The sequence below is a fragment of the Bradyrhizobium sp. FW305-F6 genome, from assembly GCF_058782905.1.
In genome coordinates this window covers 1,308,794-1,325,501 of the sequence record NZ_JBYSYD010000002.1, presented here as the reverse complement: position 1 = coordinate 1,325,501, position 16,708 = coordinate 1,308,794, and the positions used below count along the sequence as shown (strand labels likewise).

Below are 16,708 nucleotides of genomic sequence, written 5' to 3'. Positions count from 1 at the left end.
TGCGGAATTAAATTCCGCACTGCGAAATCGAACAAAAGCAATCCCCACCAAGGAGGGACACCGTGAGCGAAGTGGTCAAGCTTGAGCGTCATGACGAAGTCGGGATCGTCACGGTCAACAGCCCGCCGGTCAATGCGCTGAGTGCCGCAGTGCGCGGTGGCATCCTGGAGTGCATCAAGGCAGCCGTCGCCGATCCCGCCATCAAGGGCATCGTCCTGACCTGTGCCGGCCGCACCTTCATCGCCGGTGCCGACATCACCGAGTTCGGCAAGCCGCCGAAGCCGCCGGCGCTCAACGACGTGCTGTCCGAGATCGAGAATTCGCCCAAGCCCGTCGTCGCCGCGATCCACGGCACCGCGCTCGGCGGCGGCCTCGAGGTCGCACTCGCCTGCCATTTCCGCGTTGCGGTGAAAGAGGCCAAGCTCGGCCTGCCCGAGGTCAAGCTGGGCCTGTTGCCGGGCGCCGGTGGCACCCAGCGCCTGCCGCGCGCGGTCGGGCCGGAGCTCGCCGTCAAGATGATCGTCGGCGGCGACCCGATCGGTGCGGCGGAAGCGCTCAAGCATGGCCTGATCGAGGAGATCGTCGAAGGTCCGGCTGCCGGCGGCGAGGCGTTCGTCCGCAAGCTGATCGCCGAGAAGCGTCCGCTCAAGCGCCTGCGCGATGACGATTCCAAGCTCGCCGCCGCCAAGGCCGACCGCTCGATCTTCACCAACGCCGTCGCCGCGATGACCAAGAAGTCGCGCGGGCTGGAGGCGCCGTTTGCGGCAGCCGATGCCGTCGGCTACGCCATCGACCTGCCGTTCGATGAAGGCCTGAAGAAGGAGCGCGAGGGCTTCCTCAAGCTCGTCGCCAGCGACCAGTCCAAGGCGCAGCGCTACGCCTTCTTCGCCGAGCGCGAGGCCAACAAGATTGCGGGCGTGCCCGAGGGTACCAAGCCGCGTCCGGTCAACCGCGTCGCCATTCTCGGCGCCGGTACCATGGGCGGCGGCATCGCGATGTCCTTTGCCAATGCCGGCATTCCCGTCACCCTGATCGAGACCGCCGAGGAGCCGCTGAAGCGCGGCATGGGCGTGATGCAGAAGAACTGGGAAGCGACCGCCGCGCGCGGCGGCATCCCGGCCGATGCGCCCGCCAAGCGCATGGCGTTGATCGACGGCAAGGTCGGCATCGAGAATGTCGGCGATGCCGACCTCGTCATCGAGGCGGTGTTCGAGACCATGGCGGTGAAGAAGGAGGTGTTCGGCAAGCTCGACCAGTACGCCAAGCCGGGCGCCGTGCTCGCCTCCAACACCTCCTACCTCAACATCGACGAGATCGCGAAGTCGACCAAGCGTCCGCAGGACGTGCTCGGCATGCACTTCTTCTCGCCGGCCAACGTCATGAAGCTGTGCGAGATCGTGCGCGCCGACAAGACCGCGCCCGATGCGCTGGTCACCGCCGTCACGATCGCGCGTAAGATTGCAAAAGTGCCGGCCGTGGTCGGCGTCTGCGACGGCTTCGTCGGCAACCGCATGCTCGCCCAGCGCGGCAAGCAGTCCGAGAAGCTCTTGTTCGAGGGCGCGCTGCCGCAGCAGGTCGATGCCGTCGTCACCAAGTTCGGCATGCCGATGGGGCCGTTCGCGATGGGCGATCTCGCCGGCCTCGACATCGGCTGGCGCTCGCGGAAAGACCGCGGCATCAAGTCGGAGATCGCGGATGCGCTGTGCGAGGCCGGCCGTTTCGGCCAGAAGACCGGCAAGGGCTACTACAAGTACGAAGCCGGCTCCCGCGCGCCGCTGCCCGACCCCGAGGTCGAGAGGCTTATCGACGAGACCCTGCTGCGTCTCGGCCGCAAGAAGCGCGTCGTCAGCGACGAGGAGATCCTCGAGCGCATGATGTATCCGATGATCAACGAGGGCGCGAAGATCCTCGAAGAGGGCATCGCCGCGCGCCCCAGCGACATCGACGTGGTCTGGCTCTACGGCTATGGCTGGCCGATCTACCGCGGCGGCCCGATGTTCTGGGCCGACAGCATCGGCCTCAAGCACATCGCCGACCGCCTTTCCTTCTACGCCAAGGAGACCAACGATCCCAGCCTCGAGCCGGCCCCGCTGCTGAAGAAGCTCGCGGCGGAAGGCAAGACGTTCGCCTCGCTGGCTGCGGAGTCGAAAGCGGCGTAATTGGATTGGTAGCTGCCGCGATGTCGCGCTCCGGGCAACACTCTCTCCGTTCCCTCCCCCCTTGTGGGGGAGGGTCAGGGGAGGGGGGTGGCTCCGGGCGAGGTTCGAGTTTGTGGCTACCCCTCTCCCCAACCCTCCCCCACAAGGGGGGAGGGAGCCCGACCGCCAGTGCCTGCCTTACATGGAATTGCTGCCCAGGCAGCGAAGAGTATCGACCGCCAATGACCCATCCCGGCGAACAGTTTTACCCCGAGGGCGTGCGGTGGGACGATCCCATCGCCCAGGGCACGCTGCCGGACCTTCTTTCGAAGGCCGCCGCCGACTACGGTCCGCGCACAGCGCTGGAATTCCGTGATCGCCCGGTCAGCTATGCCGAGCTCTCAAGCTTGGCCGAGCGCGCGGGCGCGGCGTTCCTGCGCGCCGGATGCAGCGAGAACAGCTCGATCGCGCTGTTCCTTGGCAACACGCCCGATCACCCCGTCAACTTCTTCGGCGCGCTGAAGGCCGGCGCCCGCGTCGCGCATCTGTCGCCGCTCGACGGCGAGATCGCGCTGACGCACAAGCTCTCCGACTCCGGCTCGCGCCTGCTCGTCACCTCCAACCTCCAGGCGCTGCTGCCGACCGCGCTGAAATTCCTGGAGAAGGGGCTGATCGACCGCCTCGTCGTCTGCGAGGACGATCATTGGGGCAAGGTCGGCACGCCGCAGGCGGCGATCCCCGACGATCCCCGCATCGTCACCTTCAAGGCCTTCGTCGAAGGTGCCACCGCCCCTGCGCAATGGCCGCAGGTCACGGCCGACGACGTCGCGCTGCTGCAATATACCGGCGGCACCACCGGCCTGCCCAAGGGCGCCATGCTGACGCACGGCAATCTCACCGCGGCGGTGTCGATCTACGACGTCTGGGGCAAGCCGTCGCGCGCCGCGCGCGGCGACGCCATCGAGCGCGTGATCTGCGTGCTGCCGCTGTTCCACATCTACGCGCTGACCGTCGTGCTGTTGTCCTCGCTCAGCCGCGGCCATCTGATCTCGCTGCATCAGCGCTTCGACGTCGAAGCCGTGATGCGCGACATCGAGCTCAAGCGCGCCACCTATTTCCCGGGCGTGCCGACGATGTGGATCGCGATCGCCGCGCTGCCCGATCTCGACAAGCGCGACTTCTCCTCGCTCGCCACCATCGGCTCCGGCGGCGCGCCGCTGCCGGTCGAGATCGCGAGCTTCTTCGAGCGCAAGGTCGGCAAGAAGCTGAAGAGCGGCTGGGGCATGACCGAGACCTGCTCGCCCGGCACCGGCCATCCGCCCACCGGCCCGGACAAGCCCGGCTCGATCGGCCTGACGCTGCCCGGCATCGAGCTCGACATCGTCGCGCTGGATGATCCCGGGCGCGTGCTGCCGCCGGGCGAGGTCGGCGAGATCCGTATCAAGGGACCGAACGTCACCAAGGGCTACTGGAACAGGCCGGAGGGCTCGGCGGACGCTTTCGTCGACGGCCGCTTCCTCACCGGCGACATCGGCTACATGGACGCCGACGGCTATTTCTTCCTGGTCGACCGCAAGAAGGACATGATCATCTCCGGCGGCTTCAACGTCTATCCGCAGATGATCGAGCAGGCGATCTACACCATTCCCGGCGTGCACGAGGTGATCGTGCTCGGCATTCCCGACCCCTATCGGGGCGAAGCCGCCAAGGCCTTCATCAAGCTGAGGCCGGAGGCAATGCCGTTCTCGCTCGACGAATTGCGCTCGCAACTCGCCGGCAAGGTCGGCAAGCACGAACTGCCGGCCGAGGTCGAATTCGTCGACGACCTGCCGCGCACCCCGGTCGGAAAATTGTCGCGCCACGAATTGCGCCGGCAGCAGAAACCGTCACAATCCGCCCAACCATCATCAGGAGCTCGTTCTTGACCGACGCCGTCATCGTTTCCACCGCCCGCACCCCGATCGGCAAGGCCTATCGCGGCGCGCTCAACGCCACCGAGGGCGCGACCCTGCTCGGCCACGCCATCGGCGAAGCCGTCGCCCGCGCCAAGGTCGATCCGAAGGAGATCGAGGATGTCGTGATGGGCGCCGCCCTCCAACAGGGCGCGACCGGCGGCAACATCGCGCGCAAGGCGCTGCTCCGCGCCGGCCTGCCCGTCACCGTCGCCGGCACCACCATCGACCGGCAATGCGCCTCGGGCCTCCAGGCCATCGCGCTCGCCGCGCGCTCGGTGATCTTCGACGGCGTCGAGATCGCGGTCGGCGGCGGCGGCGAGTCGATCAGCCTCGTGCAGAACGACAAGATGAACGGCTTCCACGCCACCGACCCGGCGCTGCTCAAGATCAAGGGCGAGGTCTACATGCCCATGATCGACACCGCCGAAGTCGTCGCCAAGCGCTACGGCATCTCGCGGGAGAAGCAGGACGAGTACTCGCTGGAAAGCCAGCGCCGCACCGCGGCCGCGCAGCAGGGCGGCAAGTTCAAGGACGAGATCGCGCCGATCACGACGCAGATGGCGGTCACCGACAAGGCGACCGGCGCTGTCTCGATGAAGGACATCACGCTGTCGCAGGACGAGGGCCCGCGCCCCGAGACCACCGCTGAAGGCCTTGCCGGCCTCAAGCCGGTGCGCGGCGAGGGTTTCACCATCACCGCCGGCAATGCCAGCCAGCTCTCCGACGGCGCCAGCGCCTCGGTCATCATGAGCGACAAGGAAGCCGCCAAGCGCGGCCTCCAGCCGCTCGGCATCTTCCGCGGCTTCGTCTCGGCCGGCTGCGAGCCGGACGAGATGGGCATCGGACCGGTCTTCGCCGTGCCGCGCCTGCTCAAGCGCCACGGCCTCACCGTCGACGACATCGGCCTCTGGGAGCTCAACGAAGCCTTCGCGGTGCAGGTGCTGTATTGCCGCGACAAGCTCGGCATCGACCTCGAGAAGATCAACGTCAATGGCGGCGCGATCTCGGTCGGCCACCCCTACGGCATGTCCGGCGCGCGCCTCACCGGCCACGCCCTGATCGAAGGCCGCCGCCGCAAGGCCAAGTACGCCGTCGTCACCATGTGCGTCGGCGGCGGAATGGGCGCGGCGGGCTTGTTCGAGGTGCTGCAGTAAGTGTTTCTGTCATTCCGGGGCGCCGCGAAGCGGCGAGCCCGGAATCCATAACCACAGATCGGGGATATGGATTCCGGGCCTGCGCCAAGCGGCGCATCCCGGAATGACGGCGAAATTCGGTCAGAACAAATCGCTCACAGGAGGATCCGATGGATCTCGCATTCACGAAAGAAGAGCAGGCGTTTCGCGAGGAAGTGCGGCAGTTCTTCCGCGACAACGTGCCGTCGGAGACGCGGCGCAAGATGGTCGAGGGCCGTCATCTCTCCAAGGACGAGATGGTGACCTGGTGGCGCATCCTCAACAAGAAGGGCTGGGGCGTCAGCCACTGGCCGAAGGAATATGGCGGCACCGGCTGGACCGCCGTGCAGCACTACATCTTCAACGAGGAGCTCCAGGCCCATCCGGCGCCGCAGCCGCTCGCCTTCGGCGTCAGTATGGTCGGCCCGGTCATCTACACCTTCGGCAACGAGGAGCAGAAGAAGAAATATCTGCCGCGCATCGCCAATGTCGACGATTGGTGGTGCCAGGGCTTCTCCGAGCCCGGCTCCGGCTCCGACCTCGCCTCGCTGAAGACGAAGGCCGAGCGCCGCGGCGACAAGTGGATCATCAACGGCCAGAAGACCTGGACCACGCTGGCCCAGCACGCCGACATGATCTTCTGCCTCTGCCGCACCGACACCAACGCCAAGAAGCAGATGGGCATCTCCTTCATCGTGTTCTCGATGAAGTCCAAGGGCGTCACCGTGCGCCCGATCCAGACCATCGACGGCGGCCATGAGGTCAACGAAGTGTTCTTCGACGACGTCGAGGTGCCCATCGAGAACCTGATCGGCGAGGAGAACAAGGGCTGGGACTACGCCAAGTTCCTGCTCGGCAACGAGCGCACCGGCATCGCCCGCGTCGGCGTCTCCAAGGAGCGTCTCCGCCGCATCAAGGATCTGGCGTCCAAGGTCGAGGCCGGCGGCAAGCCGATCCTCCAGGATCCCGCCTTCCGCGAGAAGCTGGCGGCCTGCGAGATCGAGCTGAAGGCGCTCGAGCTGACCCAGCTGCGCGTCGTCGCGGACGAAGGCAAGCACGGCAAGGGCAAGCCCAATCCGGCCTCGTCGGTGCTGAAGATCAAGGGCTCCGAGATCCAGCAGACCACCACCGAGCTCCTCATGGAAGTGATCGGCCCGTTCGCCGCGCCCTACGACGTGCACGGCGACGACGGCTCGAACGAAACCATGGATTGGACCGCCCAGATCGCGCCGAGTTACTTCAACAACCGCAAGGTCTCGATCTACGGCGGCTCCAACGAGATCCAGCGCAACATCATCGCCAAGGCGGTGCTGGGGCTGTGAGTCAACAATGACGGTGTCGTCCCCCGCGAAGGCGGGGGAGGCAACGTCTCCACCGTCATTCCGGGGCGCGCGGAGCGCGAGCCCGGAATCCATGACCACGATCGGGAGTATGGATCCCGGGCTCGCCCTTCGCGCGCCCCGGGATGACGAAGCCAAATAAGTCCGGGTACGAGGAACCAAAGAAATGGATTTTGATCTGAACGAGGAGCAGCGGCTTCTCAAGGAAAGCATCGACGGCCTGCTGACCGACTCCTACGATTTCGACCAGCGCAAGAAATACATGGCGGAGAAGGGCGGCTGGAGCAAAGCGGTCTGGCTCAAGCTCGCCGAGCAGGGCCTGCTCGGCCTGCCCTTCGCCGAGGCCGATGGCGGCTTCGGCGGCGGCGGCGTCGAGACCATGATCGTCATGGAAGCGCTCGGCAAGGCGCTGGTGCTCGAGCCTTATCTCGCCACGGTCGTGATCGGCGGCGGCTTCCTGCGCCATGCCGGCACCGAGGCGCAGAAGGCGGCGCACGTGCCCGGGATCATCGACGGCAGCAAGACGCTCGCTTTCGCCCAGCTCGAGAAGAACTCGCGCTACGATCTGTTCGACGTCACCACGACCGCGAAGAAGAAGGGCGACGCTTACGTCATCGACGGCGAGAAGTTCGTCGTGCTCAACGGCGAGAATGCCGACACGCTCATCGTCACTGCGCGCACCAAGGGCGATCGCCGCGACAAGTCAGGCATCGGCGTGTTCCTGGTCCCGGCGAATGCCAAGGGCGTCTCCAGGAAGGGCTATCCGACCCAGGACGGACTCCACGCCGCCGACATCACCTTCACCGGCGTCGAGGTCGGCCCTGATGCGGTGCTCGGCAATCCCGAGGACTCGCTCGCGTTGGTCGAGCGCGTGGTCGATGAGGCGCGCATCGCGCTCTGCGCCGAGGCGGTCGGCCTGATGGACGAGTCGCTCAAGACCACGGTCGAGTACATCAAGACGCGCAAGCAGTTCGGCGTCGCGATCGGCTCGTTCCAGTCGCTGCAGCACCGTGCCTCCGACATGTTCGTTGCCGCCGAGCAGGCGCGCTCGATGTCGATGTTCGCGACCATGGCCGGCGATTTCGAGGACGCCAAGGAGCGCACGAACGCGATCGCCGCGGCCAAGGTGCAGATCGGCAAGTCGGCCAAATTCGTCGGCCAGCAGTCGATCCAGCTCCACGGCGGCATCGGCATGACCATGGAGGCGAAGATCGGCCACTACTTCAAGCGCCTCACCATGATCGAGAACTCGTTCGGCGACACCGACTACCACCAGCGCCGCGTCGCCGACGCGGGCGGGTTGATCTGAGTCACTCCGCCGCTGTCATCCCGGGGCGCGCGTAGCGCGAACCCGGGATCCATCAGGCGGCACTACGCGCGGTGAAATGGATTCCGGGCTCGCGCTACGCGCGCCCGGAATGACCAGAAGAGGGACACCCATGAAAAACACCCCGTTCGATCTCACCGGCAAGGTCGCCGTCGTCACCGGCTCCAGCCGCGGCATCGGCCGCTCCTCCGCCGAGCTGCTGGCAAAGCTCGGCGCCAAGGTCGTGGTCTCCTCGCGCAAGGCGGATGCCTGCAAGGAGGTCGCCGACGGCATCAACGCGGCCGGCGGCGATGCCATCGTGATCCCCTGCAACATCGCGCGCAAGAACGAGGTCGAGGCGCTGATCGCGGGTGCCACGAAGCACTACGGCAAGATTGACATTCTCGTCTGCAACGCTGCGGTGAATCCCTATTACGGCCCGTTGCTCGACATATCAGATGAAGCCTTCGACAAGATCATGGGCAGCAACGTCAAGAGCAACATCTGGCTCTCGGCGCTGGCGATCCCGCAAATGGCCGAGCGTGGCAACGGCTCGGTGATCATCATCTCCTCGATCGGCGGCCTGCGCGGCTCCACCGTGATCGGCGCCTACGGCATCTCCAAGGCCGCCGACTTCGCACTGTGCCGCTCGCTCGCCGGCGAATGGGGCCCGAAGGGCGTGCGCGTCAACTGCATCGCCCCCGGTCTCGTCAAGACCGACTTCGCCCGCGCGCTGTGGGAAGACGAAGCCAACCTCAAGCGCCGCACCGCCACCACGCCGCTCCGCCGCATCGGCGAGCCCGACGAAATCGCCGGCGCCGTCGCCTACCTCGCCTCCGACGCCTCGAGCTTCATGACCGGCCAGACCATCGTCATCGACGGCGGCGTGACGACCGCGGCGGTGTAGCGCAACACCACTTGCCATTGCAGGACGAGCGCGCTTCACTTACCCTCCCCTGGAGGGGTCCGGGACGAGCATAGTTTGCCCGTGGGTCGCTCACGCGTAGCGTGAGCGGGGTGGGGTGAAGCCACGCAACTGGTCTCGACATCAATCCGCCGCGCCGCCGCGAAGAAGCTGAGAGAGAACACCACACCGCACGAGCGGATGTTGTGGCGTGCTCTCAAAGACCTTCCCATGGATGGCTCGCACTTCCGTCGCCAAGCACCAATTGGTCCTTACGTTGTCGACTTCTTCTGCCCGGCCAAGCGCCTCATCATCGAGCTCGACGGCGGCCACCACAACGAAGACGCCACGGCCGCACGCGATCTCGAACGCCAACGCTGGCTCGAGAACGAAGGCTATCGCGTCATCCGCTTCTGGAACTCGGAGATCAGGGCTGATCTCACCGCGGTAATGGAACGGATCTATGTCGAGCTCTATGACTCGCGCGACGCGGAAACGATGCACCTCGCTCACCGGCGCAAGCGAGAAACGCCAACGTAATCGAGCAGCGCCCTTTCTTACCCTCCCCTGGAGGGGGAGGGTCGATCGCGCGCAGCGCGAGCGGGGTGGGGTGATCTCTCCCCACGGGCACTGATCGCTGCGGAGAGACCTTCACCCCACCCCGGATCACATTCCGCTTCGCTGCATGTGATCCGACCCTCCCCCTCGAGGGGAGGGTAAGAAGGCGTATGCCGCGCACGCCTTGACCTCTGGCCGGCAATCCCGTTTTCTCTGCCTCAATCAAACGCGCCCCCCGGGGAACAACGCCAAGGTAAGCTCCCATGTCTTTCGTCCTCGCCATCGACCAGGGCACCACATCCTCGCGCGCGATCGTGTTTCGTGGCGACATTTCCATCGCGGCGAAGGCGCAGGCCGAGTTTCCGCAGCATTTTCCGGCCTCGGGCTGGGTCGAGCACGAGCCTGAGGACATCTGGACCTCGACCGTGATGGTCTGCCGCGAGGCGATCGAGCACGCCGGCATCAGCGCAAAGGACATCGCCGCGATCGGCATCACCAACCAGCGTGAGACCACGGTGGTGTGGGACCGCGCCACCGGCCAGGCCGTGCATCGCGCCATCGTCTGGCAGGACCGCCGCACCGCCGACATCTGCGCCAGGCTGAAAGCCGACGGCCGCGAGGGCGTGATCTCGCAGAAGACCGGCCTGATCATCGATCCCTATTTCTCCGGGACGAAAGTCGCCTGGATCCTCGACCACGTCCCCGGCGCCCGCGCCCGCGCCGCGCGCGGCGAGTTGATGTTCGGTACCGTCGATTGCTACCTGCTGTGGCGCCTCACCGGCGGCAAGGTGCACGCCACCGACGCCACCAACGCCTCGCGCACGCTGCTGTTCAACATCCACACCGGCGAGTGGGACGACGAGCTGCTGGAGATCATCGGCGTGCCGCGCTCGATGCTGCCCGAGGTGAAGGATTCCTCCGCCCGGTTCGGCGAGAGCACGCCGGACCTGTTCGGCGGTCCCATCGCCATCTCCGGCATTGCCGGCGACCAGCAGGCCGCCACCATCGGCCAGGCCTGCTTCCGCCCGGGCATGATGAAGTCGACCTACGGCACCGGCTGCTTCGCGCTGCTCAACACCGGCACCACGCCGGTCGTCTCCAGGAACAAGCTGCTCACCACCGTCGCCTACCAGCTCGACGGCAAACGCACCTACGCGCTGGAGGGCTCGATCTTCGTCGCAGGCTCGGCCGTGCAATGGCTGCGCGACGGCCTCGGTATCATCAAGCACGCCGCCGAAACCGGCCCGCTCGCCGATCAATCCGACTCCATGCAGAGCGTCTATCTCGTCCCCGCCTTCGTCGGCATGGGCGCACCCTACTGGAATCCGCGCGTGCGCGGCGCGCTGTTCGGCCTCACCCGCAACACCGGCCCCGCCGAGCTCGCCCACGCCGCACTGGAAAGCGTGTGCTACCAGACTTACGACCTCTGGGCCGCGATGCGCGCGGACTGGCCGAGTTCGGAAACCGCCAGCGTCGTGCTCCGCGTCGACGGCGGCATGACGGCGTCGGACTGGACCATGCAGCGCCTCGCCGATCTGCTCGATGCCCCGGTCGATCGCCCCGTGATCCAGGAGACCACGGCGCTGGGCGCCGCCTACCTCGCCGGCCTCCAGGCCGGCGTCTATCCCGAGCCAACGAAGTTCGCCGATAATTGGCGCCTCGAGCACCGCTTCAAGCCAAACATGAGCCAAGCCACGCGCGAGCGGAAGCTCGCCGGATGGGCAAAGGCCGTGAAGGGCGTGCTGGCGAGCGACGAGGGCGAGGGGTAGCGGCTCCTCACCTCTCCCCGGCTGCGGCGGGCCATCGCATATGGGATGTGGGCTTATGGCACCGACCCTCTCCACGGCGTCATGGCCGGGCTCGTCCCGGCCATCCACGCCTTCCCGCGCAGCACAAAGAACGTGGATGCCCGGGACGAGCCCGGGCATGACGGCCTCTGCAAAATTGAAACGCGATTGCCCTGCAGCCTGCGGGGAACGCATCGCCAGATGCGTTCCGGGCGAGGGGCGACAGTGCTAGTTTGCCCCATAGGAATCCCCCATGATCCTCCCCGACGGCTATTCCGACGTCCCCCACGGCGAGATCGCCGCCGTCGTCACCCATCTCGAGATGACCGCGCCTCCCGCGCGCCGTGACGATCCGCCCGGCGCCTGGATCCTGCGCAAGGTCGATACCCCCGCGCTTGCCTGGTATCGCGATCTCTTCCGCCGCGTCGGTGAGAACTGGCTGTGGTTCTCGCGCGCCCGCATGACCGATGCCGAACTCGCCGCCATCATCCACGCAGCCGGAATCGAGGTCTACGCGCTCGCCCTCGACGGCCGCGACGAAGGGCTGCTCGAGCTCGACTTCCGCGAACCCGGCCAGTGCGAGCTGACCTATTTCGGCGTCACCGCTGGTCTCATCGGCACCGGCGCCGCCCGCTTCCTGATGAACCGCGCGCTGGAGCGTGCCTGGTCGCGCGACGTCCGCCGCGTCTGGGTCCACACCTGCACCTTCGATCATCCCGCCGCGGTCGCCTTCTACCAGCGCTCCGGCTTCCGCGCGTTTCGCCGCCAGATCGAGATCGCGGATGATCCGAGGCTCGACGGCACGGCGCCGCGCGATGCGGCGAAGCACGTGCCGATCATCGAGTGATCTGCGTCGGTCTCCCCGCCGTCATTGCGAGGAGCCCTTGCGACGAAGCAATCCAGGCTGCCCCCGCGGACAGATTCTGGATTGCGCCGGGGAGCCCGTCATTGGGCCGCGCGATGCGCGGATCGGTTGGCGCGCGACGAGGGGCAGCCGACGCTGCGGTCAGCGCATCAATGTACGGCGGTGCCGCCGGGCCTCCTATTGGACGCATCGTTGGCCTCGTCCAAAAGCCATGCGACAAATGCCTTCACACGAGCATCACTTGCCAGGGCCGCGGGCCAGCGCACGAGGTGCACCTTGGTCGACGGCATATCCCAGGCCTCAGGCAGGACGCGCACAAGGCGGCCGTCGATCAGCGCGTCGCGCGCGAGGAGTGAGCGCGTCAGCACGACTCCGCTGCCTTGAAGTGCGGCGCCGATTGCCGTCGCCATATTGGCGTAACGCAGTCCAACCGGCGGCGGCGCATTGAGGCCAAGTCGCGCGAACCACGTCGACCAGGACCACTCCGTTCCCGCGTTCGCGTCTGCGCCAACCCCCTTATGGATCAGCGGCAGCGCGGCAATGCGCATCGGATCGTCGAGCGGCGCGGACGGCAACAGTTTCGGCTGGCAAACGGGGAAGACCTGCTCGCGGAACAACACGCGCTGCGTCGAGGTCTCGCGCGCCTCGCCCTCGTGAAGCCAATGGATCGTGATGTCGAGATCGAGGTGGATCGCTTGCGCCGTGCTCTCGACGATGATCAGCTCGACCGGCGTCGACGGGGCCTTGAACATCGGCAGGCGTGCGACCAGCCAATAGTCCGCAAGCGCCGCACTGACGCCGACGCGCAATGGGCCATCGCTGGCCGCAGCGCGGCATCGTGCGCGTAGCTCTCCGAGGCCGGTGAGGAGTTCTGCGAGGCCGGATGCAAGCGCTTCACCGGCGGGCGTCGGCCGCATGCCGCCCGAAGTCCGCATCAGCAGTGGCAAACCCATGAAGTCCTCCAGCCGCCGCAACCGGTGGCTCACTGCGCTCTGCGTCACGCGGAGGTCGCTTGCTGCGGCGGTGACGCTGCCGAGGCGGTGCACGGCTTCGAAGGCAATCAGGGCATCGAATGGAGGTTGCGCGGTCATGTCGGCATTATGAAGGAGATTCATGCTGAATTGAACACTCGGCATACGCCAGGAGCGTAAACCGATGATAACCAGCGGGCATCGCAGGGCTCCTGCGCGACACTTACCGGCAGAAGATTTGTGAAGACGGCACCCTCGCTATCCGCTCGTGATCTTTCCGTTGCCTTGACACTCGGCCTCGGTGCGTTCTTCACGAATCTCGACGTCACCGCCGTCGTCGTCGCGCTGCCGGCGATGGAGCATAGCCTCAACTTTGGCATGGCCGCGACGGCGTGGGTGATCGATGCGTATTCGCTCGCTTTCACGGGCATGCTGCTGGCGGCTGGGGCCATCGCCGATCGCTTCGGCCGCCGCCGCGCCTTGCTGACCGGCAATGCGATCTTCCTTGTCGCTTCCCTTGCTTGCGGCCTTGCCTGGGACGGTCCGTCCTTGTGGCTCGCCCGAGGTCTGCAAGGCGTTGGCGCAGCGTTCGTCGTCACAGGCGCCTTGGCGCTCGTTGCCAGCGCGTTCCCGGATGCCGCCGTCAGAGCGCGTGTGTTCGCCTTGATGGGCGTCGTCTCCGGTGTCGGGATGGCCGTGGGGCCGACGCTCGGTGGCGTGATCACGGCTTGGACCGGGTGGCGCTGGATCTTCTTCATCAACGTGCCGTTCTGCGCGGCTCTGACCCTCATGGTGCCTCGGCTCGTTGCGGAGAGCCAGGCCGCGGAGAAGCGCTCGCTCGATATTGTCGGCGCTGCTCTGTTGACGATGGCACTCGCGCTAATGATCGAGGCCACGTTGCGTCTACGCGCCGATATGATCGTTGCTGCGAGTCTCGGCGGCGCGGCACTTCTGCTGTTGGCAGGCTTCGCCCTTCAGCAGCGTCGGCGCGCTGTGCCGCTCCTCGACCCGACCGTGTTCGGGACATCCGCGATGATCGGTGTCGGCCTGCTGCTGATTGCGGTCTCCGTCAGCTACTGGGCTATCCTTGTCTATCTGCCGCCTGCACTGCAGAACGCATTCGGGTGGGACGCCGGCCGTGCTGGGTTCGCGCTGCTCGCCGCAACGGCGCCGATGCTGATCGTGCCGCCAATTGGCGCCCACCTCGTCATGCGCATCGGTTGGCGTTGGCACTTCGCGTATTCTCTCGCGATGCTCGCCGTCGGCAATCTCCTTTTACTTGCATCGCTCTGGCGTACAGATACGGCCGAGACCCTCGGCCTCATGCTCGCGGGCATGATCGCGATCGGCAGCGGAGCGGCGCTCTCCCACCCGCAACTTTCGGGTGCCCTGCTTGCGCTCGCCCCGCCAGACCGTTCCGGCATGGCCTCCGCCATGACGATCGTGGCGCGGCAGGGTGGCTTCGCGCTTGGGATCGCTGCGCTGGCCGTAGTTGGTGGCGGGCAAGCCCTCGCGGCCATCTTTGCTGCCGCGGCGTCAACAGCAGTCCTGGGCGCGCTTGCAGCAGTTTTCCTGCTTCCCGCCGATCGGTGAGCGCATGAAATATGGCTCTGGTTGACCCACGACTGGTCGACGGTCGGGGAAGCGGACCCAGTCATCAATTGCGTGACGCTTCTGAGGTTTTATAGGACGCGGCCTAGTTCGGCAGATCGTACGGAGCGAGCCGCCACAATCGTTCGGGTAATGGCTGCATCGGCGGAGGCTGAAGCTCCCCGTAGCTGGAGCCAAGTGGCAGGCCTGGCTTCCAGGAATGGATCACGAAAACCACGCGGTACTGTCTGGCCTCGGGCAGCCTGCGCCCGCGACCGATGTCGATCACCGTCTCGCCATCTGTCGTCAGGAACGTCTCGTCCCATGCGACCTGCCACTGTTCCTTTGGGCGCGATGGGTCGGCCTGGACGAAGTCGGACATACTGAACTTTGCGTCTGGGTTTGTGACCTGCACCTCGAAGACTGCTGCATCGTCCATGTTGCGCCGCAGGTCGTCCTCCCATTCCTGTCGATCCTCATCAGTCAAAGGCACGATTTCACCGCCTCTGCCAACGCTCCGCAGGAAGGCTTTCAGCTCTTCGCTGAAATTAGGAGGATCGTGGAAATCGATCAGTTCCCGGATAAAACGGGTATAGGCCACCTCGTCAGCGCTGTAGGAGTAGGCGCCCAATATCTTGAGCGATGGAGACTTCTCAGCAGTCACGTCGTTCTGGCCCCACGCGGCCGCGATCGTGATCGAGGCTATTGCAAAGATCAAGAGTGAGCGGAACATGTCTCAAAACACCTCCTGCTTCCCCCGCGCCAGGGAAAACCCCCGCTGCATCGCATTGAAGCACGTCAATCCCGTCTGCTCCGACCGGCACGTAAATCCCCCGCGCTGCCACACCTCGCCATAGGCCAGCACGGGCAGCGACGTGTCCATCACGGTATCACCCGCGCAGATGCGGCCTGCCGCGCCCTTCGCGCTCATCTCGAAGGCATGGCCCCAATCGAGCTCGCAATCGGCGGGACGGCGCGGGCGCGCGTCCATGCTCATGATGTCGCAACGGAGCACGCCCTGGCCGTTATCCGAGAAGAACTGGCAGGCGATGTTCTTCGACGGTGTCAGAAAGCCGGTCGGGCGGTCCTGTGCCTGGGCGGCGTGCGGGCTGAGCAAGGATAGCCCGAGTGTGACCATTGCGAGTCGTTGCGACATAGGCGCTCCGCGTCCAGCTCCGTCATGCCCGGACTTGATCCGGGCATCCATCGTTCTCTAATCTGAGGAAGGATGGATTGCCCGGTCAAGCCCGGCAATGACCAGAGGTGCACCATGTTCCTGATCGGCCAATATGATTCCCCCTTCGTCCGCCGCGTCGCCATCGCGCTCCGGCTCTACGGGCTCGCGTTCGAGCACAAGCCGTGGTCGACCTTTGGCGATGCCGACAAGATCGCGCCCTACAATCCCTTGCGCCGGGTGCCGACCCTGGTGCTCGACGATGGCGAGGCGCTGATCGAGAGCATGATCATCCTCGATTATCTCGATGACCTCGTTGGTCCCGACAAGGCGATGCTGCCCCGCGGCGGTGCCGAGCGGCGCAAGCATCTGCGCATCTGCGCGCTCGCGTCAGGCCTCGGCGACAAGGCGGTGAGCCTGCTCTACGAGCGCGTGCTGCGGAAGGAGCAGCTGGCGCTGTGGGTCGAGCGTTGCCAGGCGCAGATCGGCGACGTCTTGAAGGTGCTCGAGGCCGAGCGCGCCAAGGTGACGACGCCGTACTGGCTGGGTGAGCGCATCGGCCATGCCGACGTCGCCGTCGCCTGCGTCGTCCGCTTCACCCGAGAGGCGCACCCGCAGCTGTTCGACGCCTCGCGCTATCCGGCGCTGGCGGCCCATGCCGAGCGTTGCGAAGCGCTGGCGCCGTTCCAGGAGATCGTGCAGCCACTGGCGCCGCCGAAGGGGTGAGGCGCTCTGTCATTCCGGGGCGCGCCTCTTGGCGCGAGCCCGGAATCCATTTCTCCGCGTCATGCGCTGCACGATGGATTCCGGGCTCGCGCTACGCGCGCCCCGGAATGACGGCGCTGGGCTTGGCGAGCGTTGTCAGTCCGACACGACAGCCCAATGATGCCATACTACCCCCGTTTTGCCCGACGTCGCAACGCGATTTCGGTGAAACAGAAATAACTC

At 66.1% G+C, this 16,708-nt stretch carries 14 protein-coding genes; 11 read left to right on the top strand and 3 right to left on the bottom strand.

Going from position 1 to position 16,708, the window contains the following annotated elements:
- The first annotated feature begins 62 nt into the window (after window positions 1–62).
- The 9 genes from AC3WLX_RS17555 to AC3WLX_RS17515 all read left to right on the top strand — a co-directional run bounded on the left by AC3WLX_RS17555 (window position 63) and on the right by AC3WLX_RS17515 (window position 12,007).
- On the top strand, window positions 63–2,159 hold the full coding sequence (locus tag AC3WLX_RS17555; protein ID WP_492336885.1) for a 3-hydroxyacyl-CoA dehydrogenase NAD-binding domain-containing protein: 2,097 nt from the start codon (window positions 63–65) through the stop codon (window positions 2,157–2,159).
- A gap of 221 nt (window positions 2,160–2,380) precedes the next feature.
- Window positions 2,381–4,063, top strand: coding sequence for a dicarboxylate--CoA ligase PimA (pimA, locus tag AC3WLX_RS17550; protein ID WP_492336884.1), 1,683 nt, complete (start codon window positions 2,381–2,383; stop codon window positions 4,061–4,063).
- The gene (locus tag AC3WLX_RS17545; protein WP_492336883.1) at window positions 4,060–5,247 is read left to right on the top strand and encodes an acetyl-CoA C-acyltransferase; all 1,188 of its coding nucleotides are present in this window, start codon (window positions 4,060–4,062) and stop codon (window positions 5,245–5,247) included. The genes pimA and AC3WLX_RS17545 overlap by 4 nt, the downstream gene beginning before the upstream one ends.
- A gap of 149 nt (window positions 5,248–5,396) precedes the next feature.
- The gene (pimC, locus tag AC3WLX_RS17540; RefSeq protein ID WP_492336882.1) at window positions 5,397–6,587 is read left to right on the top strand and encodes a pimeloyl-CoA dehydrogenase large subunit; all 1,191 of its coding nucleotides are present in this window, start codon (window positions 5,397–5,399) and stop codon (window positions 6,585–6,587) included.
- 184 nt (window positions 6,588–6,771) lie between these two features.
- Window positions 6,772–7,914 (top strand): pimeloyl-CoA dehydrogenase small subunit, encoded by a 1,143-nt coding sequence (gene pimD / locus AC3WLX_RS17535; protein ID WP_492336881.1) that lies wholly within the window; start codon window positions 6,772–6,774, stop codon window positions 7,912–7,914.
- Window positions 7,915–8,044: 130 nt separating this feature from the next.
- On the top strand, window positions 8,045–8,818 hold the full coding sequence (locus AC3WLX_RS17530; protein ID WP_291628660.1) for an SDR family NAD(P)-dependent oxidoreductase: 774 nt from the start codon (window positions 8,045–8,047) through the stop codon (window positions 8,816–8,818).
- 129 nt (window positions 8,819–8,947) lie between these two features.
- On the top strand, window positions 8,948–9,355 hold the full coding sequence (locus tag AC3WLX_RS17525) for an endonuclease domain-containing protein (protein WP_492337314.1): 408 nt from the start codon (window positions 8,948–8,950) through the stop codon (window positions 9,353–9,355).
- Window positions 9,356–9,636: 281 nt separating this feature from the next.
- Window positions 9,637–11,142 (top strand): glycerol kinase GlpK, encoded by a 1,506-nt coding sequence (glpK, locus tag AC3WLX_RS17520; RefSeq protein ID WP_492336880.1) that lies wholly within the window; start codon window positions 9,637–9,639, stop codon window positions 11,140–11,142.
- A gap of 271 nt (window positions 11,143–11,413) precedes the next feature.
- The gene (locus tag AC3WLX_RS17515) at window positions 11,414–12,007 is read left to right on the top strand and encodes a GNAT family N-acetyltransferase (RefSeq protein WP_492336879.1); all 594 of its coding nucleotides are present in this window, start codon (window positions 11,414–11,416) and stop codon (window positions 12,005–12,007) included.
- 167 nt (window positions 12,008–12,174) lie between these two features.
- Here the strand turns inward: AC3WLX_RS17515 and AC3WLX_RS17510 are convergent, their stop codons facing one another.
- A complete protein-coding gene (locus AC3WLX_RS17510; protein WP_492336878.1) occupies window positions 12,175–13,116 on the bottom strand; it encodes a LysR substrate-binding domain-containing protein in 942 nt (313 codons plus the stop codon).
- Between the two features lie 120 nt (window positions 13,117–13,236).
- On the opposite strand from AC3WLX_RS17510, the gene AC3WLX_RS17505 reads away from it, so the two are divergent.
- A complete protein-coding gene (locus tag AC3WLX_RS17505) occupies window positions 13,237–14,589 on the top strand; it encodes an MFS transporter (protein WP_492336877.1) in 1,353 nt (450 codons plus the stop codon).
- 103 nt (window positions 14,590–14,692) lie between these two features.
- Here AC3WLX_RS17505 and AC3WLX_RS17500 read toward each other — a convergent pair whose 3' ends face one another.
- Window positions 14,693–15,319, bottom strand: a complete 627-nt coding sequence (locus AC3WLX_RS17500; RefSeq protein ID WP_492336876.1) for a hypothetical protein — start codon at window positions 15,317–15,319, stop codon at window positions 14,693–14,695.
- Between the two features lie 3 nt (window positions 15,320–15,322).
- Entirely contained in the window at window positions 15,323–15,742 is a 420-nt protein-coding gene (locus AC3WLX_RS17495; RefSeq protein ID WP_492336875.1) for a DUF6636 domain-containing protein, read from the bottom strand.
- Window positions 15,743–15,856: 114 nt separating this feature from the next.
- On the opposite strand from AC3WLX_RS17495, the gene AC3WLX_RS17490 reads away from it, so the two are divergent.
- Window positions 15,857–16,486, top strand: coding sequence for a glutathione S-transferase family protein (locus tag AC3WLX_RS17490; RefSeq protein ID WP_492336874.1), 630 nt, complete (start codon window positions 15,857–15,859; stop codon window positions 16,484–16,486).
- Window positions 16,487–16,708 lie beyond the last annotated feature (222 nt).